This window comes from Helicobacter pylori (assembly GCF_003638305.1).
Taxonomy (GTDB): domain Bacteria; phylum Campylobacterota; class Campylobacteria; order Campylobacterales; family Helicobacteraceae; genus Helicobacter; species Helicobacter pylori_DJ.
Genome location: NZ_MVYP01000010.1, coordinates 1 through 24,033, shown reverse-complemented (window position 1 = coordinate 24,033; position 24,033 = coordinate 1). Strand labels below are relative to the sequence as shown.

Here is a 24,033-nt window from a genome sequence, read left to right as displayed (position 1 = left end):
GAAAAACACCCCTAAAACTTAAAATTTTAAATTTTCTAGGGGGTTTTAGCGGTTTGGCTCTGCGATTTTTTCTGTTTTTGGGGGATTTTGGGATAAGTCGTTTAGGATAGTTGGAAAAATGCGTTTTTTAATTTGAGAAAATCAATTAAAGTGGGTGGTTGTATGAATACAAAAGAAAATCTTTTGAAAGATTGATGTTTAATAATTTAAGTGTTTCTTTGAGTGGCAAACTAAAAGTGTAATCGTTGATCCAAAAATATTCCCCCAAATCTTGCTGATTTTCATTGCGGTATTGGGATGCGCTTTTATACCATTTTTCTATTAATTCCAAACATTCATCTCTATGATTTTCCATAACTGCCCTTAATAAAAAATGAGAGTTATAATTAAGAATTCTAAAACCAAAAATATAAGGGAAAGCTTTGAGATTGTCTTTATTTTCAAGAAAAAACTCAATTGATGTCTCTTCAAAGTCTTTGCTTGTTTGACACTTTTTTAAAAAATCATTGTGGTATTTTGTATCTTGAATGATTTTATTTGTCATGTTTTTAAGGCAATTTTGGAGTTCTTTTGGATTATAAGAAGCGTTTGTTTTTATACTCTCTATACCATTTTTTATTGTTGGTGCTTGTTGCTCCATCACTTCTTTAAAGATTGTAGAGTTTGGAGAGAGAAGATCTATTGTATTTCCTTTTAATTCTATAGGAAGTTTTATGGGAAATGAATTAAATGAAGTATAATATTTATCATATAAATCAAAATAACATGCATAAACTATTGAATATAGTAAGTATTTGTATATTTTTTTAAACTCATCATCATTTGGATACTTTTTTAGTTGCAATTCATCATATATATTATTTAATTTTTGAAATGTTCTAAGATTGGTTGTGTTATCATCAATATTGAAAGTATCTTTCATATAGGGATAAGCTTCAAAATCAGTTTCAATTGGATGACCACCCATTACTTCAATTTGTTCTTTTGCACAAGGAGAAAAGTTAAACATTCTGTCAAAAACTTTTTCACAATAAACATTAAATATTTTCTGTGTCTCATCAGTAAAGAGCTTAAAGTAAAAGTAATTGCAAATCACAATAACACAACACCCCTTATGTTCCTTGAGTTCAGAAATCAACCCCAAAATATCTTGCACTGGGATCTTATCAGATAGTCTTTCAAACTCATCAATACACACAATGGTATTTTCCATATGCTCTTTTTTAAGCATTTTGAATAAAAAATCAACATTAACATTTATTTTTACTCCAAAATGCACACTAAGAAATGAAAGTATCCCATTAATGATGTTTCTTATTGAATTAGTTTTTTGTTTTTCAGCGCTTAAAAATTGAGCGACTAGATCTTCAATGATCGCTTGCTCATCTTTTTTTCCAAAAACAGAGGTGTAAATGGGATTTTTTTTAAGTTCTTCTCTAATGAGTGGAGCTAATTCATTTTTCCATAAATAGGTTTTTCCTATCCCCCACTCCCCATTAATGGCAATAGCGACAGGCTTATTTTGATCCTTGCTCTTTTTTAGAGGCTCAATAATCTTTTCTTTTAAGATCTCTCGCTCTTTAATTTCTATGATACTATTTTCGCTCACTCAAACCTCTTCTCGCTAATTTTTTCTATCAAATCCACGCTTTTTTCAGAGAGTTTGATGACCCTACAAAGGAGTTCAAAAACGTATTTGCCGCCGGCGTAATGATTCGGGTTGTTTTCAATCAAGCTTTCTTTATCCATAGTCTTTTGATAGCGTTCGATCACCCAGTCAATCGCGCTCTTGCCATTCACCACATAGTCAAAGGCTTTTGTAGGGATTTGAGTGATGGTGATATGGTGATTGTATTGGATGCGATCCCCCTTTTTATCCTTTTTCATTTGAACCACATCATAATAGCCCTCTATTTCGGCGCTCTCTAATAAGTTATGTTTAACGCTTGTGTGCATTTCCCCGCTCTCATAGTTCAGGTGCAATTCGGCCAATTCCTTGCCAAGAATAGAGAGTTCTTTAAAATCTTCGCTCAAAGCGATTCGCAGCGCTTCTTTGGCGAGGGAATTTTTGTATTTTTCCAAATAGCCTTTATGGTGGAAAACCGCATAAATGTAGTAAAAAATCTCTTCTTCAACGATAGCATTATCTTTATAATGCCTCCTAAAGAGGTTGAGCGCATAGCCGCTGATAGCGTTATAGCGGTTCCCCAGATCGTCGTAATAATACAAGGGGTAAGCTTGATTGTTTGCCATTGTTTGGAAATCAGTAATCTCGTTTGCAATCAAGCAGGAAAAATTTTTTGAAGCCATTGAACTTGTATTAATCACCACATTGCGCACGCTTTTGTCCGGGAAAATTTTTGAAAATCGTCCTTGTCTGTGTATTAAATCCTTATCCCAATAAAGCCATTGTTTGTTAAAAGGGCGGTACAGGGCTAACCTTACGCGCTCCATGCCGCTTTCCGGCAGATTTTCATTTTTAATAAATCCTTGTTTCAAACTACGAGTCCAAGCGATTTTCGTTTTATCGGTGGTGATTTCTTGAGAATTAAGGTGCTTGTAGCGATCGGCTGGCTTGATACCTTTATCTTTAGCCGTGCGTTGTTTGAAGGCTTCCCTATAACGCTCATTGAAGCGCTTCAAATCAGCGTTATAAGCGTCAATGCAGTTTTGCACCGATTGCTTTAAAGTTTTTTGAGAAAAGTTATACACCCAAGGATCACGACCGCTCGTCACCCCATTAGAATTGATGTCAAAAATGCTGTCGTTTTGGAGTTTTTTGTCTCTTTTTAAAGGGATGAGTTTTTCAAAATCGTCATTCCTTTGGTTGATCCAATCGCCTTTGTCGTTCGGGGTGATTTCCTTAAAAGGCACAGATTCCAAATTTTCAAAACCCGCGAGCAGGTTGAGTTTGGCTTCTCTTTTCAAATAATCCTCCACTTCATAGTAAAAAATCGTATGATTGGGGGCGTCCTTATCTTTCACAAAAAAGATAACCGCTATCGTCGCCCTGGATCCGCTATCAAAGATTTTCCCTCCCTCTTTTTTAAAAGTTTCCCCTGAAGTCCTAGCGTTCCCCCTCAAATTCAGCACATAAAGATGCGCAAATTCTTGTGCCACGCATTTTCTGAACCCGTCCGCGCTTTTAGAGTCAATGAAACTCCCGTTCACCACAAAGCCTACCACCCCCTTATCTTTTAAAAGATCGCTCGCCATGCGTATTGACTGAATGAGCGTGTCTCGTGTGGTTTTCCCACTTTGGCGGTGGAATTTTTGCCGTAAGTTTCAGTAACCCATTTTTCAAGCTTAGGGTGTGAAAGGTTTTGGTTGTTATCGTTTTCGCTTTTGGCGCCGCTTGAATAAGGAGGGTTGCCGATGATGACTCTGATGTTTTGGCCGGCTAGAGTGTCTTTGATGTCTTTGTTTTCTTTCAAATCATAAAAGAGCGAGAATACCCCCTTATCGTTTTTTTCTTCTAAATAATCCAAGCTGTCCGTGAGCGCGATGTTTTTGAAATTTTTTAACGAGCTGTCCCTATTTTGCGCGGCTTGGGTGATATTGATTAAAGCGATATAATAAGATAAAAGCACGATGTCAAAAGCGAACAAATTTTTTTGAAATTTCTCTTTCAAGGCTTCGTCGCTAATGAGTTCGTTTTCTTTTGAAAGCAAACGAGCGATAAAACTCCCGGTGCCCGTGAATGGGTCAAAAATCGTAATGCTTTGATCGTTAAAATCCGTGTTGAAATGCTTTTTCAAAATGCCGTTAGTGGCTCTTAAAATGAAATCCACCACCTCTATAGGCGTATAAACGATCCCTAGTTTTTCGCTTTGCTTCCTGAAGGCTTCTTTAAAGAAAGTGTTGTAGAGGTTTTTAATGAGTTCTTGCTGGCTTTTTTGGCTTTTGGCGTGTGTTGCTTCGGTTTTCACGCTTTCATAGAGGTTTTTAAGATCTTTAGTTTCCCCTTCTAAGCCCAGAGTGGCGAGTTTTTGAACCATTTTATCCAAGGCTTTAGCGATAGGGTTTTGGATATTGTCCCCAAAAAGCGCATCAAAAATGGGCTTAGTGATGATGTGGGAAGTGATCATGTCCAAGGCTTCCTCTTCTTTAATGCTTTGATGGATATTGCCTCTTAACGAAGTTAAAAAGTTGTCAAAAATTTCAGGGTTTTTGCCAAAAAGCTCTTTCAAGCGGTTATTCAAGGTCCTTGCGATATTTCCCGTTTTTTTGGCGAAATTTTCCCAATAATTCCTGTCCCCTAATTTAGTGGGCATGATGTTATACACGGCGTTCGCTAGATCTTGCAGCAAGATAGCGTCAAAAAGGGTTTTTTGGGCTTGTTTGGGATCGTTTTGATGTTGGGTTTTATCTTTTTGTAACTCTTCCTCATCGTCTGGATTGCTTTCATCATTGCTTCCAAAGATTTTGATTTTTTCTTTGAAAGTGGCTTCATCAACGAGGCTTGAATCATGGCTTCTTAAGGCTTTTAGCACTTTCCAAATGTTTTGGAAATTGGTGTTTTTGACGGCTTCATCCAGGTTTTTAATTTCACTCTCTTCTAAAGCGATAGGCAAAATGATATAGCCTCTTTTCTTGCGTTTGGCTTTGCGCATCACCCTACCCACCGCTTGGATAATATCCACCATCGCGCTTCTACCATCAAAAAAGATAACGCTATCAAGCGCCGGGACATCCACCCCCTCGCTCAAACACCTGGCGTTACTCAAAACCTTACAAGTGTTAGGCTCGAATTTATTTAATTCTTCTAATTTTTCAAGCCTCTCCTTACAATTCATGGTGCCATCAACATGATCGATTTCGATTTGTAGGTTTTTAAAACTCTTTTTCTTCAGCTCTTCATCATAGCATTCCATGATTGTTTCAAAGGAGTCTTTGATATTTTTACTCGTTTGTATGCTTTTACAAAAGCTTATGGCTCTTTGAGAAACAAAGGTGTCTGCTTTGTTTTTCAAGTCGTTGTCTTCTTTGTTTTCATCGTCTAAAGCGATCACATCCTGCTTGGCTAACCCTTTATGCGTGCCAACGATCTTGCACACAAATTCGTTATTGATGAGCTTTTTATCCAATTTAGTGCCTTTGGCTTCAAGCTGGCTGATCTTCTTATTCACGCTGTTAGTAACGCCGCTTAAATTTTCTGAACGCACCGCTAAAATGATGACTTTGTAATCGGTTAAGAGATCTAAAGCGATCGCTCTTTCAAAATTGAGCGTATAGATTTCTTCGCCAAAAGTCTGTGCATCATCCATAGAATAGATAATATTATCGCTCTCTTTGGCTTTAGCTTTAGAACTTTCGCTATACACTTTAGGCGTGGCGGTCATATACAGGCGTTTTTTAGCTTTGATATTTCCATCGCTGTGGCAAAGCGTGAAAGTGTTTTTATCGTCCCTTTCATTGGTAGAATACATAGCCCCTACCGTTCTGTGCGCTTCATCGCAAATAATGAGATCGATTTCGCCTAAACCCGCTTCTTGTGCTTCTTTGATACGCAACGCGCTTTGATAAGTTGAAAAGATAATGAAGCGCTTGTTTTCTTTTTGCGCTTTTTCATAAACGCTTAAAATGTCTTCAAGGCGAGTGGAGGCCTTTATAGGGAGCTCAGAAAATTTAATATCGTCATTGTCTTCGTTCTTACTTTTCCCGACTTTATCATCGCTGCACACGATAGAAGCGTAAAAGGGATCGCTTTTTTCTTGCGCGTATTCTCTAAAAGTTTGAGAAAGCAAAGCGATGCTTGGCGCTAGAAAAAGCGTGATCTTGGGATCTAAAGCTTCCATAATCTTTAAAGAAGTGTAGGTTTTGCCGGTTCCGCATGCCATAATGAGCTTGCCTCTAGCGTTTTTCGGGTCAGAAAATACTCTTTAGTGGCGTTTATGGCTTCTTGTTGGTGGGTGCGCGGCTTTTTCTTATCGCATAAGGGGATTTCGTCTTCGGTTTTTGTGGGATCAAACTTTTCCCAATCAATGCGAGAATAAATAAAATCCTCTTCACTGATAATGTCAATATCAATATCCTTTCCTGCGCTTCTGATTTGTTCGATTGCTTTAAGGGCTTCAGAGGTTAAATTAGAAGTGGAGATGATGATCCCTTTTTTAAACCTGACCTCCCCCACCCCGCTTAGCAATTGGGTTAAAAAAGGTGAAATGTCGTTATACGAGATGCTATTTTGATGGAATTTGCATTGCACGGCGATGTATTCTTTGTTTGAGGTCGTAATGACTATATCAATCCCCTTATCGCGCTCCTTCCCCCTTAATTCCCAATCATACCAAAGATCAATAGACTCGTATTCGTTAGCGCTGTCATGCTCTTGTAAAAATTGCTTAGAAATTTTTTCAAACCAGCTCCCTTTATGGCGTTGGTTGGGTATGGCGTGCAATTTTTCTTTGATGAGTTCGTAGGCGCTGATTTCTTGCATTTTTCATTCCTTATAGTGGGTTAAAGTTCTGTATTATATAAAAAAATAGGATTTTAATTAACTTGCTTTATCGTTTTAGATTTTATTTTATTGTAAAACTCTTAAGGGGATAGGAGGGTATTTTGAAATAATTCCCCCCCTACAACCCCCTAACCCAAGAAGACCGCTTTTTTCAATAAGCTATCGCTTGCTTTTCGCAAGCTCTTTGATATTTTAATTGTTAAAAATGCCTTTAAGCGCTTTTTAACCTCTATTCAGCGCTTTTTAAAGCTTTAGCGATGAGTTCTAAAGGGTGTGAAAAAGAGGGGGTGTTGGGGTCATCTAAAGACTTTAAAGCGTTGTTTAATTGCATGTGGCATGCCCCACATTCTGCACTCAAAATTCTAGCTTTAGTGTCTATGATTTCTTTAGCCCTAAGAAGCCCCACTTTTAGAGAAAACTCCGCCTTTTCGGTTTGCATGGTAATCCCCCCAAAACCGCAGCAATTGTCCGGCATTTCTTTAATTTCATAATGCGAATTGAGCAAGTTTCGCACTTCTTTGTGAGCGTTTAGGGTTTTTTTGGCATGGCAAGGGTTATGATAAGTGATAGCCTCTTTTTTCCCCTTAGGGATTTTTTCTAAAAGACTTTTTAAAGGGGTGTGTTTCTCTAAAAACACGCTCGCCAGATAGATTTTGGGCGTGATTTTTTCCAAGCGCTTCACATACAAATCCCTATCTGTTTCGCCTAAAAACACCTTGTAATAATCATTAATAAGCATACTAGCGCATGTGGCTTCAGGCACGATGATTGCATCCACTTCATCTAAATAGCTTTCAAACCATTCTATGTTTTTTTTCACTAAAAAAAGCGTGGTGTCTTTATCGCCGGTAAAATACGCAGGGGCTGAGCAGCATTCTTGCTTAGGGATGATCGCTTGAACGTTGAGCTTTTCTAAAATATACAACAAGCTTTCCCCCACTTGCTGGTAATGGTAATTGCTCAAGCACCCTATAAAAATCGCCACTTTTTGAATGGGGTTTTCTAAAGGCTTAACCTCTGCATGCTTTTGTAAAAAACTTTTTTGATTTAAGGGAGGCAGAGCACTTTTTTTGAAGCGTTTGAACAAGCCTTTAAACACCGCCCTAGGCTCTAAATTATCCCCTACTTGCTTGAAAACGCAAGGGGCTAAAAAATGCGCAGTTGAAAACACCCTATCCATTTTTTTGCGGTTTTTTAAAAGGGAAAAATAGGATTTTTTATACCAAGCGATGCCATGCTTTTGAGCGATTTTTTCTCTGGCTTTTTCTATTAAAGTGTCTATGGGCAAATGAAAGGGGCAGGTTTCTACGCAAGCGGTGCATAAAAAACAAGTTTCTAAAAGGTGTTTTAAATTCGTGTCTAATTGGAGCTTGTTTTGAGCGTTTAAGCGCATCAAATCTAAAAAGCCCCTAGGCGAAGTCGCCTCGTCTTTATGGATGCGGTATATCGTGCAACCTGGCACGCACTTAGCGCATTTAACGCAAGCGTCCCCTACTTCTTCAAAAATATTTCCATTAACATTCTCATTCATAGCGTTTTACTGAAATGTTTTTCGCCCCCACGCAAATACGCGTCAAACTCCATGGCCATGTTTCTTACGAGCATGCCCCCTGTTCTTGTCATCTCAAAGCCTTTAGAATTGAATGAAAGCAAGCCCGCTTCTTCATAAGGCTTTAATTTTTCTAATTCTTTTTTAAAATGCGCTTTAAAATCAATAGCAAATTTTTCTTCAATCTTAGAGTAATCCAATTTTAAATTGCTCATCATGTGCATGATAACTTCCTTTCTCAACACATCTTCTTGACTGAGTGCTACACCCCTTTCTACCGGTAAATTCCCCAAATCAAGGGCTTTTTCATACTGGTGCAAATCCTTATAATTTTGCGTGTAATAATCGCTCCCTTCGCCAATGCTTGTAACGCCAATGCCAATGGTTTGAGTGAATTTTTTCGTGGTATAGCCTTGAAAGTTACGGCGCAATTCCGCCTTTTGAAGGGCCAAATACAATTCATTATCGCTTTTAGCGAAATGATCCATGCCTATCATTTGGTAGTTGGCTTTTTCTAAAAAACTGATAAGAGCTTCTAAAATCTCTAGCTTGTCTCTAGGGCTTGGCAATAAGGTTTCATCAATTTTACGCATCGTTTTTTTCACCCAAGGCACATGCGCGTAATTGAACACCGCTAATCGGTCCGGATCTAATTTCAAAACCCATTCCAAAGTTTTTAAAAAACTCTCTTTAGTCTGGTTGGGCAAGCCATAAATCAAATCAAAATTAATGGATTTGATGCCGTAATCTCTGGCGAGCTTCACGGATTCTTGAACCATTTCAAAAGGCTGGATCCTATGAATGGCTTTTTGGACTTCCAAATCAAAATCCTGCACCCCAAAACTCAAGCGGTTAAACCCCCTATCAAACAAGGTTTGCATGTGTTCTTTAGTGAAATGCCTAGGATCAATCTCACAACTCATTTCAATATCTTTGCTGAAATTAGGGAAAATTTCTTGAATGCTTTGGGTGATTTCATCTAATTGAATGGGCGAAAAAAAGGTCGGCGTGCCGCCTCCATAGTGGAATTGCGCCACTTCTCTGTTGGTATTCATGGCGTTTTTTAAAAGGGCGAGTTCTTTTTTAAGGTAGCTGATATAGCGGGTTTTTTTCTCTTCTAAACTGGTGTAAATGACTGAACAAGCGCAAAAATAACACGCGCTCCTGCAAAAGGGCAAATGCGTATAAAGCGATAAAGGCATGGGGTTTTTGAGGTTGTCATGGTTAAAAAACGCCGTTTTCAAGCTCTCTTCATTAAAATTTTCTTTAAACTCCACCGCTGTGGGGTAGCTGGTGTATCGTGGGCCAGGCTTTGAATATTGTGAAAATTTTTCAAAATCAATGGTTTGCATTAAAAATTTTCCTCATCGCTATTGTCAAAATTTTCAAAATTATTCTCATTAAAAGGGGGTTGTTTGAACATGTTGTCAAAATTAAAGAATAAATTAGGGTGTTCTTTTTTGATTTGTTTGACAAAATTTAAGGTGTTGATATTGGGCAAATCCCCGTCTTTTTGGCGTAAATTTTCTAACAATTGCAGAGAAACTTCGCGCACGTCTTCAAAATCAATCGGCGCTTGGGTGATAATATCCCTTTCTAATTCCGCCCTAAGCCTGGCTTCAAAAGCCTTTCTGGCGTTTTCTGCCAAAAGAGAAATCACATTGTCCGGCACTAAAACATAATTTTTATCTTCTTCATCAGAAATAAAATAGGCTTCATTTTTTTTAAACGCCCCTTTTTCTAACTCTAAAAGCATTTCATTAGCACTGATTTTTTTGAGAAAGGCTCTGTTTTTTTGGGTGGTTAGGCTATGGATAAGTTTTTGTGATTTGGTTTTAGAAACTCGTTTTTTAGGTAATTTTTCCATTTATATCCTTTTTAAGCTGATTGTATCCAATTTCGTTTAATTCTCATTATAAATCGTTTTTAAATACTCTATTTTTGAAGTCAAATTGAGTAATACCATATCGGCTAACACCAATGAAAGCAAACTCTCGCACACCACACTCCCTCTAATCGCAATGCAAGGATCATGCCTACCCTTTAACAAGCATTCGCATTCATTGCCCTTAATGTCTATGGTTTGTTGAGGTTGGAAAATGCTTGGCGTGGGTTTGAAATGCACTCTAACAATGATTTCTTCCCCATTGCTCATGCCCCCTAAAACCCCTCCGCTATGATTGCTTAAAAACCCTTTTTGATTCATTAAATCGTTATACTCTGAGCCTTTTAGTAAAGAGCTTTCTACCCCCTTGCCTATTTCAACCGCTTTCACCCCATTAAGCCCCATCATTGCTTCAGCGATTTTAGCGTCTAATTTAGCGTATAGCCCTTGACCTAAACCAATGGGGAGCTTTTGATTTCTTTTCACGCTCCTCGCTCTAATCAAAGCCACGCCCCCGATGCTGTCATGGTCTTTGATAGCGTTTTGAATGGCTGTTTTTTGCACTTCTTCTTGTTCTTTGTCTAGGGCAAAAATCTCGCTTTTTAAGGCGTGATTAAAATCGTAATTTTTGGCTTCAATACCCCCAATTTTAATAATCCCGCTTTCACAAACAATACCAATTTCTCTTAAAAGCATTTTAGCAAACGCCCCAGCAGCCACTCTTATAGCGCTCTCTCTGGCCGAACTCCTCCCTCCACCTCTAAAATCCCTAATGCCGTATTTATGAAAATAAGTGAAATCCGCATGGCTAGGCCTAAAAAGGTTTTTAATGCTATCGTAATCCTTGCTCCTAGCCCTTTGGTTGTGGATTAAAAACCCTATGGGCGTCCCTGTGCTAAAACCTTCAAAAACCCCGCTTGTTATTTCCACCTTATCGTCTTCTTTTCGTGGCGTAATGAAAACATTCCTCCCCCCTTGGCGGCGCTTCATTTCCTTTTCTAATAAGTCATAGTCTATTTTAATCCCGCTAGGCATGCCGTCTAATACCCCCCCTATCATATCCCCATGCGATTCCCCAAAGGTCGTTAGCCTTAAAAAACGCCCCAAAGTGTTCATTTGGCTTCCTTAAGTTTTTGAAGCGCTTGATAAGCGCATTGCTGTTCAGCTTCTTTTTTACTCTTGCCTTTAGCGGTCGCATACATTTTATCTTGAATGTATAGAGCCATTTCAAATTCTTTATGGTGATCGGGACCTTTTTCTTGGAGTAATTGGTACGAAGGGATCACGCAAAATTGTGCTTGGGTCAATTCCTGTAAAGCGGTTTTATAGTCCATAAACAAATGCTCCAGATCCAAACGCTTGTAAGCGCGATTGAGTAAATTTTGTATGATTTTACGCACTTTAGCTAACCCTGCTTCTAAATACACCCCAGCCATTAAAGCCTCAAAAGCGCTTGACAGAATAGAGGGTTTTTCCCTCCCCTTAGAAATTTCTTCAGAAGAAGAAACGCGCAAATAATCTTGCAAAGCAATCGCTTTCGCTAATTTCGTAAAACCATGTGCGCTCACGATAGAAGCCCTTAATTTAGAGAGTTTGCCCTCGTCGTATTGATAGAATTTATGGTATAATAGCTCCCCTATCACCAAGCCCAACACCGCATCGCCCAAAAATTCCAAGCGCTCGTTGTTTAAAGCGAGCTTGCATGATTTATGCGTTAGGGCTTGTTCCAATAAACGCTTGTCTTTAAAAGAATACCCTAAAGCTTTTTCTAGCGTTGTATAAGGGTTATTAGGCGTTACATAAGGGCTGTTTTGAGAGCGTTTGTTTTTCATCTTTTTCCCTTTAAGTGGTCGTTTTGACCCGTTTTTGCGCCTCTAATTTAGCGAGACTATCGCATCGTTCATTTTCGGCATGCCCGTTATGCCCCTCGATCCAAACAGCCACAATCAAATGCCCTTTAGAGACTTTTAAAAATTCTTTCCATAAATCCACATTTTTAACTTTAGAAAAATTCTTTTTTTGCCAGTTAATCAGCCACACATTGATCGCTTGGCACACGTATTGCGAATCGCTATAAAGCGTGATATGGCATGGGCGTTTCAAAATTTTTAACGCTTCATTGAGCGCTCTTAATTCCATGCGGTTATTCGTGGTGAAATTTTCGCCCCCACTGATGATTTTTTCTTTATCTTTATAGTGTAAAATCGCCGCATAGCCGCCTGGCCCGGGATTACCCAAAGAAGAGCCATCGCAAAAAATTTCAATTTCTTGCATCTTAATCCACTCCCATAGCATGCGTTTCTTTAGAAATTTTAAGCACCATATCCATAAACGCTAACTGGTAACACACAGGACACCTATGGCTTTCAAAAGGAAAGATTTGTTTGCAATGCTTGCAGCGGTATTCAAAAGTCAGACGCGCTTTCATAGGGCTATGCAATAGAGCGCGTAAAACCTCTAATTCAAAAACTTGGCAAGGTTTGTGATCCAAAAGCAACCCTTGAGATCGCGCGATGTCTTGCAAAAGGGCGTGTTTTTCTAAAATGAAAGCAGGGATATTCATATCCCATAAAAGATCGATCACATTTTCTAGCCGTTCGGTTGTATCAATTTCTTGCCAAAAAAGCTTTTCATCATGCGATTTTAAATAATTTAAAGCGATTTTTTTCAAATCTAACGACGCTTTTGAAACATGCAAGATTTTAGCCGCATCTTCCTTATTCTCTATTAAATGCATGAGATAAAGGTAATTTTTAATCGTTTCAATTTCAGGAGCCTCTAATTCTTCCAAACATTCCAAAGTTTCTAAAGCCTTTGAATAATCTTTTTCTAATTCATACGCATGCAAAAGTTTTAACAACGCTTCCACATTCCTTGGGGAAAAGCGCAAAATTTCTTTCACGGTGTCTTTTGTTTTTTGCAAATACCCCACACTAAAATAATTTTCAGCTAATAAATCTAAAACAGCGATTTTTTCTTCATCTTTTAGGGGGCGATTCAAAAGCCCTTTTAAGATTTCAATACTCATTTCTATGTCAGCGATTTTAGAATACGCTCTGGCTAAAAACATCAAACTAGAAATTTTAGCATGCTTTAAAAGCTCGTCTAAATTCTCACTGCTCGCATAGGCGTTTTGATTTTGGGCGAATTTTTGTAAAAATTTTTTGTTTCTCTTTCGGGTGAAATACGCTCTAGCCTGTTCTAATAGAATCACAAGAGCGATAATGAAAGTGAATAAAGCGATAGAAAATAAAGAATCTTTATAGAGGAAATTGAAATGTTGCACAATCTAAAAATCACTCTCTAATCATCACAATCCTAGACTTAACGCGCAATTTTTCAAAATGCTCTTCTAAAATCTTATCTTTAGATTCTTCCACTAATTTTTGGGCGATGAATTGCTTGGCTTGACTGAAGCTCACTTCATTTTTACCCTTTTTTTCCTTGATATAAAAGGTGATGAACTGCCCCCCACCTCCATTCATAACGGGCGTGAAAGAGCCTTGCTCATGCGAAATAAAGACTTGGGCGATTTGAGGGTTTAAGGTTTTCATCTCTATTTTTTCATTGGCCTTACTCACCCCTGGAATTTCTAAATTAGGATCTGCCATAGCCCTTTCTAAATCTTCTTGATTGGTGGAAGTGTAGCGCACGGTTTCTATTTCTGTGGGGATACTGAATTGCTCCTTGTGTTTGTTGTAATATTCGCGCATTTTGGTTTCAGAGCTGGTATCCACATTGGTGAGTAAGATATTACGCAACAATTCTTGCATTTCTAAATGCTCTTTAAGCTGATCTCTATAGAGTTTATAATGCCCCTCAGCCATAAGCATTTGTTTGAAATGGTCTAAATCCATGCCTTGTTGTTGCGCCATCATCGCCATTTCTTGGTCTAGCTTGTCATCATCTACATGGATTTTTAAACGCTCAATTTCTTGGTTTTTAATGCGCTCCGCAATCAAACGATCCCTGGCTTGAGCCTTACTCACTTTAGATTTTTCTTGTTCTTCTTGGATTTGATACAGCGTGATAGGCGAGCCATTAACAAGCAAAGAAATACCCCCTACAACCTTATCTTCAAGGGTGTTGTTGGCAGCGCCATTAGGATTACCAAAAATAGAATTGAATTGAGAGCTAGGGCTTGCTCCTTTATTTTTTTCAAGAGTTTGAGAGGTTGCCTCTTTTTCTTCAAGTTTTGGCGTATTATTTTGAACGCCTTGATTTTGCGTGCCTTGATTTTGAACCCCTTTAGCGCTCTCTTTGATTTTAGGAGGCGTTATTTTTTGAGTGGGATTTTTGGCATCCCCATGATGGACTTCTGCTCTGGGCTTTCTTTTGGCTTTTGTTTCTTTCTTTTCTTCTTTATTTTTCAATTCTTTATTTTTCAAATCCTTATTCTTCAATTCCTTATTCTTTAATTCTTGGCGGATTTTTTTATCCAAAGAAGACTCTTGCTTCCTCCCTTCTAAGGCTTCTACTTTAGATTCAGGCTCTGCATAAACGATCCCAATAAACAACAAAGCCTTCAAAACATAAGAAAAAATTTTCCTCATCAACCCAATTTCTCTTTCAAAATAGCATTCACCACGCTAGGATTAGCGCCTTTTAAATTTTTCATCGCTTGGCCTACAAAAAACCCAAAAAGCTTGTCCTTACCGCTTTTGTATTCAAGCACCTTATCAGCGTTGTTTTTAAGCACCTCTTCTATAACTTTAACAATCGCTTCCGTGTCATTGACTTGAGACAAGCCCATTTGTTCAATGAGCGCATCCACATCGCCCCCTTGCTCTTCTAAAAGCTTGTCTAACACATCTTTAGCGCTCTTACCTGAAATCTTGCCCTCATCAATGCGTTTGGCTAAAGCGCCTAACGCATGAGCGCTAACTCCGCAATTTTCTAAAGTAACTTCAGCTTTCAAGCGCCCTAATAATTCCACGCAAAGCCATGTTACGCTCGTTTTAGCCTTAACCCCAAGATTAAGCATGCTTTCAAAATACTCCGCCAATAAAGGATCGCTCACCAATAAATTCGCATCGTCTTCTTTAAGGTTAAAATCTTTCATGTAGCGGGTTTTTTTCGCGCTAGGCAATTCATTGATCTTTTGAGCTTCTTTTAAAAGTTTTTCATCAATAAAAACAGGATACAAATCCGGATCTTTAAAATAGCGGTAATCCGCTGATTCTTCTTTATTGCGCATAGAAAGGGTGATCCCTTTATTAGTGTCAAAAAGGCGCGTTTCTTGAACCACCTCTTCATTATAGCGCCCGTTCTCCCACGCCGTGCTTTGGCGCTCTATTTCGTATTCAATCGCTTTAGCGATGAATCTAAAGCTATTCAAGTTTTTGATTTCCACCCTCGTGTAAAGCCTTTCATCGCCTTTGGGCCTAATGGACACATTCGCATCGCACCTGAAATTCCCCTCTTGCATGTTCGCATCAGAAATCCCTATAAAACGCACGATAGCATGGAGCTTTTTCAAATACGCTATGGCTTCTTCACTATTTTTCATGTCCGGCTTGCTGACAATTTCTAATAAAGGGGTGCAAGCGCGGTTCAAATCCACCAAAGAATAACTGCCCTCATGGATATTTTTACCGGCGTCTTCTTCCATGTGGGCTCTTTCAATACGCACGATTTTTGCGCCCTCTTTGGTGTCAATCTCTAACTTCCCATCGCTCACAATAGGGACTTCAAACTGCGAAATTTGATAAGCCTTAGGCAAATCAGGGTAAAAATAATTTTTCCTCGCAAAAATGGAGTTTTGGTTGATATGGGCTTCAATGGCTGTGCCTAATTGGATGGCTTTTTTAACCACTTCTTTATTCAACACCGGTAAAGCTCCCGGCAAGCCCAAACACACAGGGCATGTGTTAGAATTGGGGGTTTCTCCAAAGCTTGTAGAGCAAGAGCAAAAGATTTTGGTTTTGGTGTTGAGTTGGACATGGACTTCTAGCCCGATTACAGCTTCAAATGGCATTATTTGTCCTTACTCTTTTTATTGCTCACAATGGCAAAAGTTAAGTCGTTGATTTCGGTGTGTGCTTTAATGAAATCATTGATTTCTTTCAAACTCATTTTTTGGATTTGATTGAGTAGCGTTTGGTTGAAATTTAAAGGCAAACCTAAATAAAAATAATTGTAAGTGGTGTTCAAGCGGCTAGAGATCGTTTCATTCCTTAAAGGCTCAGAGCCTAGTAAAAATTTTTTAGCGTCGTCTAATTCTTGTTGCGTCATGCCTTTTTCTATAAATTCTTTGACTATTTTTTTAACTAATGCAACGCTTTTAGCTTGAGTGCTGAGCTTGGTTTGCAAATACCCGCTAGCAAAATGCGCCACCTTAGAAAAATTGGAGCGGATATACACGCTATAAGCTAAGCCCTCTTGAACCCTGATTTTTTCCATCAAACGAGAGCCAAACCCTCCCCCAAGCACAAACATCATGACTTTAGATTTCGCTAAATCCTGTTTTAAATCCTTGATTTTAAAGGGTGCGCCAAAATACACGAAAGCCTGTTCAGTGTCTTTATAGAGGATTTTTTCGCTCTTTTGATCGCTCGCTTCAAAATAAGGCTCTTCATACGCTTTACCTTGCGGCAAGAAATTAAGAGCGTTATCTAAACGCTTAAGGGTTTGATCGATTTTCAAATCGCCCCCAAGCACCACCACGAGCTTATTGAGTTCAAAGACCTTAGAAAATTGCTGTTTCAAATCCTCTAGCTTGATTTTTTGGAGGCTCTCTTTAGTGCCTAAGGCTGCGTTAGCTAAAGGGGTGTTAGCAAAAAGTTCTTGCTTTAAAGTCAATTTAGCCAAATAGTCAAAATCGCTTTCTTTTTGTAAAAGCGCGGCTAACATTCTAGTTTTGACTTTTTCTAAAGCGTTTTGCGTGAAGTTAGGGGATTTTAAAAGCTCTTTTAAGCGCGTTATGGCTTCATCTTCGTATTCTTTTAAAAATTCTAAAGTGATTTGCAAATCTTCTGTGCTGGTATCCACATTCAAACTGATCGCTTTTTGCTCTAAAGCTTGCGCAAACCCCACCGCTCCAAGCTCTTTAGTGCCTTCGTTTAAAACTTGTGCGAATAGTTTTGCTAAACCCAACTGGTTTTTATCGCTTAAGCTCCCACCCCCCCTAAAAGCTAAATGGATAAACCCCATAGGCAACAAATGGTTTTCTTCATAAATCACAGGGACTTTAGCTTGATTGATTTCTTGGTGTGTCAAAGCGCTCGCTTGTAACCCCATAAAAACTCCTAATAATAAAGTGATTAAAATTTTTTTCATGCTGTTTATACCTTTGCTTTAGCCGGATAACGCTTTAAGATTTCATAAGCGGTGTTTCGTTTAGCCGCCACGCTCCCAATGTCTTCAATAAGCTCTATCATTTCCGCTTCATTCATGCAAAAACTCGTCCCAGCCGCTTTCACTACATTTTCTTCCATCATCACACTCCCTAAATCATTCGCTCCAAACAATAAGGCTAACTGCCCTATCATAGAGCCTTGAGTAACCCATGAGCTTTGTATGTTTTGAATGTTATCCAAAAAAATCCTACTGCATGCCAAATAGCGTAAATACCGATTGGAACTCGCTTTTTTAATGCTAGGGATTTCTTCTTTTAAGGGGGTGTTGTTGGGCTGAAAGCTCCATAAAATAAAAGCCCTAAAGCCGCCGGTTTCATCTTGCAAATCGCGCACCCTTTGTAGATGCTCTATTACATCTTCTTCATTATCCACGCTCCCAAACATCATGGTAGCCGTGCTTTTAATCCCGCAAAGGTGTGCCATTCTATGCACTTCAATCCACCGATCACTGCTCAATTTTTTAGGAGCAATGACATCGCGCACTCTATCGCTTAATATTTCTGCTCCCGCTCCTGGAATGGAGCTTAACCCGGCGTTTTTCAACCTTTCTAAAACTTCTTTTAAAGACAATTTAGAGATTTTAGAAATGTAATCAATTTCAACCGCGCTAAAACCATGAATGGTGATGGTGGGGAATTTTTGAGCGATATGGCTGACTAGGTTCTCATAATAATCAATCTTTAGCTGCGGGTGCACCCCCCCTTGAAAAAGGATCTGCGTGCCGCCAATAGCGAGCAATTCTTCAATCTTTTGATCAATTTCTTCATAGCTCAACACATAGGCGTCTTTTTCTTTTAAGGTGCGTTTGAATGCACAAAACTTGCAATCCACAAAACAAATATTGGTGTAATTGATATTCCTATCCACAATAAAAGTCGTCAAGTTTTCAGGGTGCAAGCGTTGCTTCACCCTCAAAGCCCTTTGCCCTAATTCTTTCAAGGGTGCGTTTTTCATTAAATCCAAAATTTCTTCTCTGTTGATGCGCATTTTAAAACCTTGTTCCCATAGAAAATTCAAAATGTTGCGTGTAATCGTCCATGTTAGGGTTAAAGCATAGCCCTTTACATTTCTTGCCATTGCCATCGCCCCATTGGTTGAAAAACGCTATAGGGAAAATCAACACCAAAGGCCCCATGGGCGAAATCCATTCAATCTGTAAGCCTGTAGAAGCCCTCCAAGTCGCTCTTTCAAACCCAGCCCCTATAACGCCATAATCTTTAAAATTCGCCGTCGTGACGGGAGCGTTATAGAAGAAACTCCCCCTAGTTGGGGTTTTAAAGGTTAAGAAACCAAAGTCAAAAAACCACGCTAAACGCATTTTAGCCGCTTTTAACACCCCATAGCTCAATTCAGTAGAAGCGGTGAAAATCCCATCGCCTCCAAGCCACAAGCCAAACTCATCTTTAGGCGTAACCGATCCGTTCCTAAAGCCTCTCACCGTGGTTACGCCCCCCATGTAGAAAGTGGAGTTTAAGGGCAAGTAATCATCGGTGTTATACCTAAAGATATAGCCTCCTTGCGTTTTAAAGCGAGCGATCAAATCTATCAATAAATATTTTTGCAAATGGTGGTAAGCGGCGAATTTACCATAGACTTTGGTGTTACGGACATTCCCACCTAACCCGTTCCAAGAATTGAGCGTGCCAGAGCTTGGCAAACCAGACATCGTCGCATAGGAGCTAAAGATAACCCCATTTCTAGGGAAATAATAATCGTCGGTGTTGTCATAGCTCACATCAAGAGTGAAAGAGCTGGTGATAGGCGTATGATAATCCCTATCCCAAATACCTTTTATTTCTGGTGAAGTGGTGATCGCTCCAGGACTAGAACAGCTTTCAGGTTGTAAGGGGGTTCTACCGCCTGATAAGCGGTTGATAATCACCGATGCGGGGGTAGAACATTGTCTTGGAGAAACCACTTCATTAACAGAGGAATAATAGCGGTTGTATAAAGGGCTGCTGAAACCAAGGAGTTTGGTAACATTCAAGTTATACCCCAAGCTCACATGGGTTCTGTTACCTAGCATGCGCCCGACATTCACCCCAAAGCCTCCGCCTTGTTGGATGTATTGGTAGCTTATCCTGTAATCCGCATAAAGATTGATCGTAGAGCTATACCAGCTGTCAAAAATCCTTGGATTAGTCAAGCTCAAATTCCCGGCAAACATACGCCCCGCCCCTCTTGGCATGCCCGGATAAGATCTGCCCCCCCCTGTAGCGATGTTAGCATACAAGCTCATGCTTTGCCCGGTCCCAAAAAGATTCCTTTCGCTCACGCTCCCATTAAGCATAAGCCCTCCATAAGAGCCATAGCCTAACCCAAATTGCAACTGCCCGGTGCGTCCCTCTTCTACGCTCACTAACAAATCCATAAGCGAGCTATTGACCCTTTTTTCTTCAATTTTGACTTTAGAGAAGAATCCTAAACGCCTTAAAGAATTTTCGGAATTTCTCAGTTTGGTCAAGTTGTATTTATCCTTAGGCCCTAGTAACAATTCCCTCCTAATGATCCTATCGCTTGTGCGTTGGTTCCCTGAAATGATGACATCATTGATATACACCATATCGCCCACTTCAATACGATAAATGACTTTCACAAGCCCGTTTTTTTCATCTTTATCCAAGTCTGGCTTCACCACCGCAAACGCATAGCCCTTATCAGCGATTTCGGTTTTTAAAATTTGCGCATCCGCTCTTAAATGCTCAATATTAAAGACATCCTTTCTTTTAACTTTAAGGGCTTTTTCTAAGGTTTTTAAGGGGACTACCGGGTTGTCAATCTCTATTAAAATGTCTGAAATCCTGTATTGGATCCCCTCTTTGACTTTATAATGAAGCTTAGCGTCATGGGTAGAAAAATCCGTTTTCAAAAAAGGTGAAGAAATATGAGCGTCCAAATAACCCCTACGCATATACACATCTTGGATACGCAAAGAATCGTATTCTAATTGATCTAAGCGCAATTTCCCATCATTCAAGCCCCACATCCAGCCCATGAAATCGCGCTGCTTGTTCGCGCTCAAAGATTCAATCACACGGCGTTTTAATTTATCGCTTCCCTCATAAATGGATTGTTTGATATAAATGCTATCCCCCCTATTCACATCAAACACGATCAATAACGCGCCCTCACTGACCTTTTCTGTGCGCACCTCTACCACGCTCCCATAATAGCCCTGACCCTCTAAAGCCGTTTTTAAAGCCGTTTTAGCATGCTCTAATTTTTGCTCATCAAAGGTGTCGCCCTTTTTGATCCCCATTTGGGATTTTAAGCCGTCTTTTTCCTTTTCAGTCCCATAACCCTTGATTTCTACCCCGGCAATTCTGGCTTTTTCATCAAAATGAAACTCTAATATACCGCCTTCAAAAGTGGCATAAACGTCTTTAAAATACCCTTGATTGAACAAAGCCAAAACAGCGGTGTCTATTTTTTTAGAATCCACAATATCGCCCACACGAATCTTTACAATCTCATTAGCGAGCATGTCAGACATGTAAGAAAGCCCGATATACGAAATGGACTTGACTTTCATTTCTTTAGGCGTTTGATTGGATTGAGAAGTTTCGTTTTGAGCTTCATTTTTTGGAGCCTCATTTTTTGGAGCCTCATTTTTTGGAGATTCTTGAGAGGCTTCTTTTGGAGAAGTCAAATCGTTTGGTTTAGAGCCGCCATTTTCTAAAGCTTCAACGCTGGTATTGATACATGCGAAAACAAGAGAAGATAGAATAAATTTTTTAATACTGATTTCCTTAATAGATTTTAGCTTGAGTGTTGTTAGTAGCATTATTATAACTAATCATTCTTAAAAACGCTAAAAATTATTAAAATTTTTGTATAAAATTATACAAACTATCCCTTTCTACCGCAACAAAACCAGCGTCCTTGATTTTAAATACCAAATCTTCTTTTTCTAAACCATGCCGGCTCTTCGCGCCAGCCGCACTTTGAATGCTCTCTATTTCTATCGTGCCGTCTAAATCGTTAGCGCCAAATTCTTGAGCCACTAAAGCCAAATTCAAGCCCAAAGTCGCCCAATAGGCTTTAATGTGGGGGATATTGTTTAAAAGAATGCGAGATATAGCGATGGTTTTTAAGATTTCTATCGCGCTAGGGGATTTTTCCACTTTCAAATAATTGTTTTCTTTTTGATACAATAAAGGGATAAAAGCGTTAAAGCCCCCTTCTTTATTTTCCACTTTATTTTTAGGGCTTTGGATTTTTTTGATTCTCAGCATATGATCGATGCGATGGATTTTATCTTCAATATGCCCAAAAAGCATGGTAGCGTTACTCATTTTGCCTAATTTGTGCCAATAAGCATGGATTTCTAACCACCGAGAAGAACCCACCTTACCACTACAGATTTTACGCCTAACTTCTTCATCAAAAATCTCTGCCCCCCCACCCGGCATGGAATCCACCCCGGCTTTGAGCATGTCTTCTAACACCAATTCAAAAGGTTTGTTGAATTTGGTGCTTAAAAAATGCACTTCTGCGGCGGTCATGGCTTTTAAGTGTAAATTAGGCATTTCTTGTTTGATGGTTTCAAACACCTTTAAATACCATTCATAGGAGTAATTAGGGTTATGCGCGCTCACGATATGGACTTCTTTAATCCCCTTGTTGTAGGAGTTTTTAACCTTTTCTAGGATTTCTTCTAAGCTCATTTCATAAGGGTTAGGGTTTTTTCTGTGGGCTGAAAAAGCACAAAATTTGCAAGCGTCCGCGCAAATATTGCTAGGGTTTAAATGCCTATTGACATTAAAATACACGATTTTTTGGTGCATGTTTTGGCGCATGTGATCCGCTGCTTCCCCTAGCGTGTATAAATCATAATCATAAAGCTTCACTAATTCTTTACTTTCAGTAACTTGATTGTCTAATACTTTTTCTAAAAAGTCCATGGTTAAATCGCCTTTCATTTTAAAGATAAACATTGTAGCATTTTTAGATTGAAGAATGCTTTTTATTAATTGTATAAAAATATTCCCTTTTAACCCCTTAACCCCCCTATTGAATACCAACCCCTTTTTTTGACCTAATTCTCATTAAAAGCATTTTTATGATAAAATCTAAGCTTTATCAAGCCATTGGCTGGTGTTCTTTCTCATTTTTATAAATTTTTAAAAATTTTCATACTCTTGTTTACTTTTTCATTATCATTTATGCTATAATTATGGGACAACTTAAACCAACACAAAGGAGATACTATGTTATCAAAAGACATCATTAAGTTGCTAAACGAACAAGTGAATAAGGAAATGAACTCTTCCAACTTGTATATGAGCATGAGTTCTTGGTGCTATACCCATAGCTTAGATGGCTCGGGGCTTTTCTTGTTTGACCATGCGGCTGAAGAATACGAGCATGCTAAAAAGCTTATCGTTTTCTTGAATGAAAACAATGTGCCTGTGCAATTGACCAGCATCAGCGCGCCTGAGCATAAGTTTGAAAGTTTGACTCAAATTTTCCAAAAAGCCTATGAACATGAGCAACACATCAGCGAGTCTATTAATAATATCGTCGATCACGCCATAAAAAGCAAAGATCATGCGACTTTCAATTTCTTGCAATGGTATGTGGCTGAACAGCATGAAGAAGAAGTGCTTTTCAAGGATATTTTGGATAAAATTGAGTTGATTGGTAATGAAAACCATGGCTTGTATTTGGCTGATCAGTATGTCAAAGGGATCGCTAAAAGCAGGAAATCTTAATTTTAGGGTATTGGGTGCAAAAACTAGCCGTTTTTGATTTTGACTCCACGCTAGTCAATGCTGAGACGATTGAGTCTCTAGCGAGGGCGTGGGGGGTGTTTGATGAAGTGAGAGAGATCACTTTGAAAGCTATGAATGGCGAGACAGATTTTCATAAAAGTCTTATTTTAAGGGTGTCTAAACTCAAAAACATGCCCTTAAAACTAGCCAAAGAAGTTTGTGAAAGTCTGCCTTTGTTTGAAGGAGCGCTTGAGCTTGTTAGCGCCTTAAAAGAGAAAAATTACAAGGTGGTTTGCTTCAGTGGGGGCTTTGATCTAGCGACGAATCATTATAGGGATTTATTGCATTTAGATGCGGCTTTCAGTAACACGCTGATCGTGGAAAATAACGCTCTAAACGGCTTGGTTACGGGGCATATGATGTTTTCGCATTCTAAAGGTGAAATGCTTCTCGCCTTGCAACGCTTATTAAATATCAGTAAAGATCGCACTCTAGTCGTGGGCGATGGAGCGAATGACTTGAGCATGTTCAAACATGCCCATATCAAAATCGCTTTCAACGCTAAAGAGGTTTTAAAACAGCACGCCACGCATTGCATCAATGAGCCTGATTTAGCCCTAATCAAGCCTTTGATTTAAAAAATTTTTTTGTAAAATACTCCTTTAAATCATAAGGATAACCATGTTCCAACCCCTATTAGACGCTTATGTAGAAAGTGCTTCCATTGAAAAAATGGCCTCTAAATCTCCCCCCCCCCTAAAAATCGCTGTGGCGAATTGGTGGGGAGATGAAGAAATTAAAGAATTTAAAAAGAACATTCTTTATTTTATCCTAAGCCAACGCTACAAAATCACCCTCCACCAAAACCCCAACAAGCCCTCAGATCTAGTTTTTAGCAATCCTCTTGGATCAGCTAGAAAAATCTTATCCTATCAAAACGCTAAAAGAGTGTTTTACACCGGTGAAAACGAAGTCCCTAATTTCAACCTCTTTGATTACGCCATAGGCTTTGATGAATTGGACTTTAGAGATCGTTATTTGAGAATGCCTTTGTATTATGATAGGCT

Annotated in this window: 16 protein-coding genes and 2 pseudogenes; 3 read left to right on the top strand and 15 right to left on the bottom strand. The window is 39.0% G+C overall.

Features of this window, described 5'->3' with window-relative positions:
• Nucleotides 1–145: 145 nt before the first annotated feature.
• The 15 genes and pseudogenes from EAL04_RS05535 to mqnE form a co-directional block, all read right to left on the bottom strand.
• Complete coding sequence (locus EAL04_RS05535; protein ID WP_120973843.1) at nt 146–1,609, bottom strand: P-loop NTPase family protein; 1,464 nt, start codon at nt 1,607–1,609, stop codon at nt 146–148.
• Nucleotides 1,606–6,439, bottom strand: a pseudogene (locus tag EAL04_RS05530) (type ISP restriction/modification enzyme). Before EAL04_RS05530 ends, EAL04_RS05535 begins: the two are co-directional and overlap by 4 nt.
• Nucleotides 6,440–6,689: 250 nt before the next feature.
• Complete coding sequence (locus EAL04_RS05525; protein WP_120973841.1) at nt 6,690–7,991, bottom strand: (Fe-S)-binding protein; 1,302 nt, start codon at nt 7,989–7,991, stop codon at nt 6,690–6,692.
• The gene (gene hemN / locus EAL04_RS05520) at nt 7,988–9,361 is read right to left on the bottom strand and encodes an oxygen-independent coproporphyrinogen III oxidase (protein WP_120973839.1); all 1,374 of its coding nucleotides are present in this window, start codon (nt 9,359–9,361) and stop codon (nt 7,988–7,990) included. The genes EAL04_RS05525 and hemN overlap by 4 nt, the downstream gene beginning before the upstream one ends.
• The gene (locus tag EAL04_RS05515) at nt 9,361–9,876 is read right to left on the bottom strand and encodes a DUF2603 domain-containing protein (RefSeq protein WP_120973837.1); all 516 of its coding nucleotides are present in this window, start codon (nt 9,874–9,876) and stop codon (nt 9,361–9,363) included. The genes hemN and EAL04_RS05515 overlap by 1 nt, the downstream gene beginning before the upstream one ends.
• Before the next feature lie 36 nt (nt 9,877–9,912).
• Complete coding sequence (gene aroC / locus EAL04_RS05510; RefSeq protein WP_120973835.1) at nt 9,913–11,010, bottom strand: chorismate synthase; 1,098 nt, start codon at nt 11,008–11,010, stop codon at nt 9,913–9,915.
• Nucleotides 11,007–11,726 (bottom strand): ribonuclease III, encoded by a 720-nt coding sequence (gene rnc, locus EAL04_RS05505; protein ID WP_120973833.1) that lies wholly within the window; start codon nt 11,724–11,726, stop codon nt 11,007–11,009. Before rnc ends, aroC begins: the two co-directional genes overlap by 4 nt.
• 10 nt (nt 11,727–11,736) lie before the next feature.
• Nucleotides 11,737–12,168: a ribonuclease HI gene (rnhA, locus tag EAL04_RS05500; RefSeq protein WP_120973831.1), complete on the bottom strand. Its 432-nt coding sequence runs from the start codon at nt 12,166–12,168 to the stop codon at nt 11,737–11,739.
• 1 nt (nt 12,169) lies between these two features.
• A complete protein-coding gene (locus EAL04_RS05495) occupies nt 12,170–13,180 on the bottom strand; it encodes a tetratricopeptide repeat protein (protein ID WP_120973829.1) in 1,011 nt (336 codons plus the stop codon).
• A gap of 10 nt (nt 13,181–13,190) precedes the next feature.
• Nucleotides 13,191–14,447: a SurA N-terminal domain-containing protein gene (locus EAL04_RS05490; protein WP_120973827.1), complete on the bottom strand. Its 1,257-nt coding sequence runs from the start codon at nt 14,445–14,447 to the stop codon at nt 13,191–13,193.
• Entirely contained in the window at nt 14,447–15,871 is a 1,425-nt protein-coding gene (gene gatB, locus EAL04_RS05485) for an Asp-tRNA(Asn)/Glu-tRNA(Gln) amidotransferase subunit GatB (RefSeq protein WP_162982500.1), read from the bottom strand. Before gatB ends, EAL04_RS05490 begins: the two co-directional genes overlap by 1 nt.
• Nucleotides 15,871–17,172 carry a M16 family metallopeptidase gene (locus tag EAL04_RS05480; RefSeq protein WP_120973822.1) on the bottom strand — a complete coding sequence of 434 codons (1,302 nt, stop codon included), beginning with the start codon at nt 17,170–17,172 and terminating at the stop codon, nt 15,871–15,873. Before EAL04_RS05480 ends, gatB begins: the two co-directional genes overlap by 1 nt.
• A gap of 5 nt (nt 17,173–17,177) precedes the next feature.
• Nucleotides 17,178–18,239, bottom strand: a complete 1,062-nt coding sequence (locus tag EAL04_RS05475) for a dehypoxanthine futalosine cyclase (RefSeq protein ID WP_001873862.1) — start codon at nt 18,237–18,239, stop codon at nt 17,178–17,180.
• Between the two features lies 1 nt (nt 18,240).
• A complete protein-coding gene (bamA, locus tag EAL04_RS05470) occupies nt 18,241–21,036 on the bottom strand; it encodes an outer membrane protein assembly factor BamA (RefSeq protein ID WP_162982499.1) in 2,796 nt (931 codons plus the stop codon).
• Between the two features lie 37 nt (nt 21,037–21,073).
• Entirely contained in the window at nt 21,074–22,156 is a 1,083-nt protein-coding gene (mqnE, locus tag EAL04_RS05465; RefSeq protein ID WP_120934364.1) for an aminofutalosine synthase MqnE, read from the bottom strand.
• 306 nt (nt 22,157–22,462) lie between these two features.
• Here mqnE and EAL04_RS05460 point away from each other — a divergent pair, with 306 nt between their 5' ends.
• The 3 genes and pseudogenes from EAL04_RS05460 to EAL04_RS05450 all read left to right on the top strand — a co-directional run.
• The gene (locus EAL04_RS05460) at nt 22,463–22,966 is read left to right on the top strand and encodes a ferritin (RefSeq protein WP_045005255.1); all 504 of its coding nucleotides are present in this window, start codon (nt 22,463–22,465) and stop codon (nt 22,964–22,966) included.
• A gap of 14 nt (nt 22,967–22,980) precedes the next feature.
• On the top strand, nt 22,981–23,604 hold the full coding sequence (gene serB / locus EAL04_RS05455; protein ID WP_120973820.1) for a phosphoserine phosphatase SerB: 624 nt from the start codon (nt 22,981–22,983) through the stop codon (nt 23,602–23,604).
• Nucleotides 23,605–23,647: 43 nt separating this feature from the next.
• Nucleotides 23,648–24,033 (top strand): annotated as a pseudogene (locus EAL04_RS05450) (glycosyltransferase family 10 domain-containing protein); the annotation flags it as partial.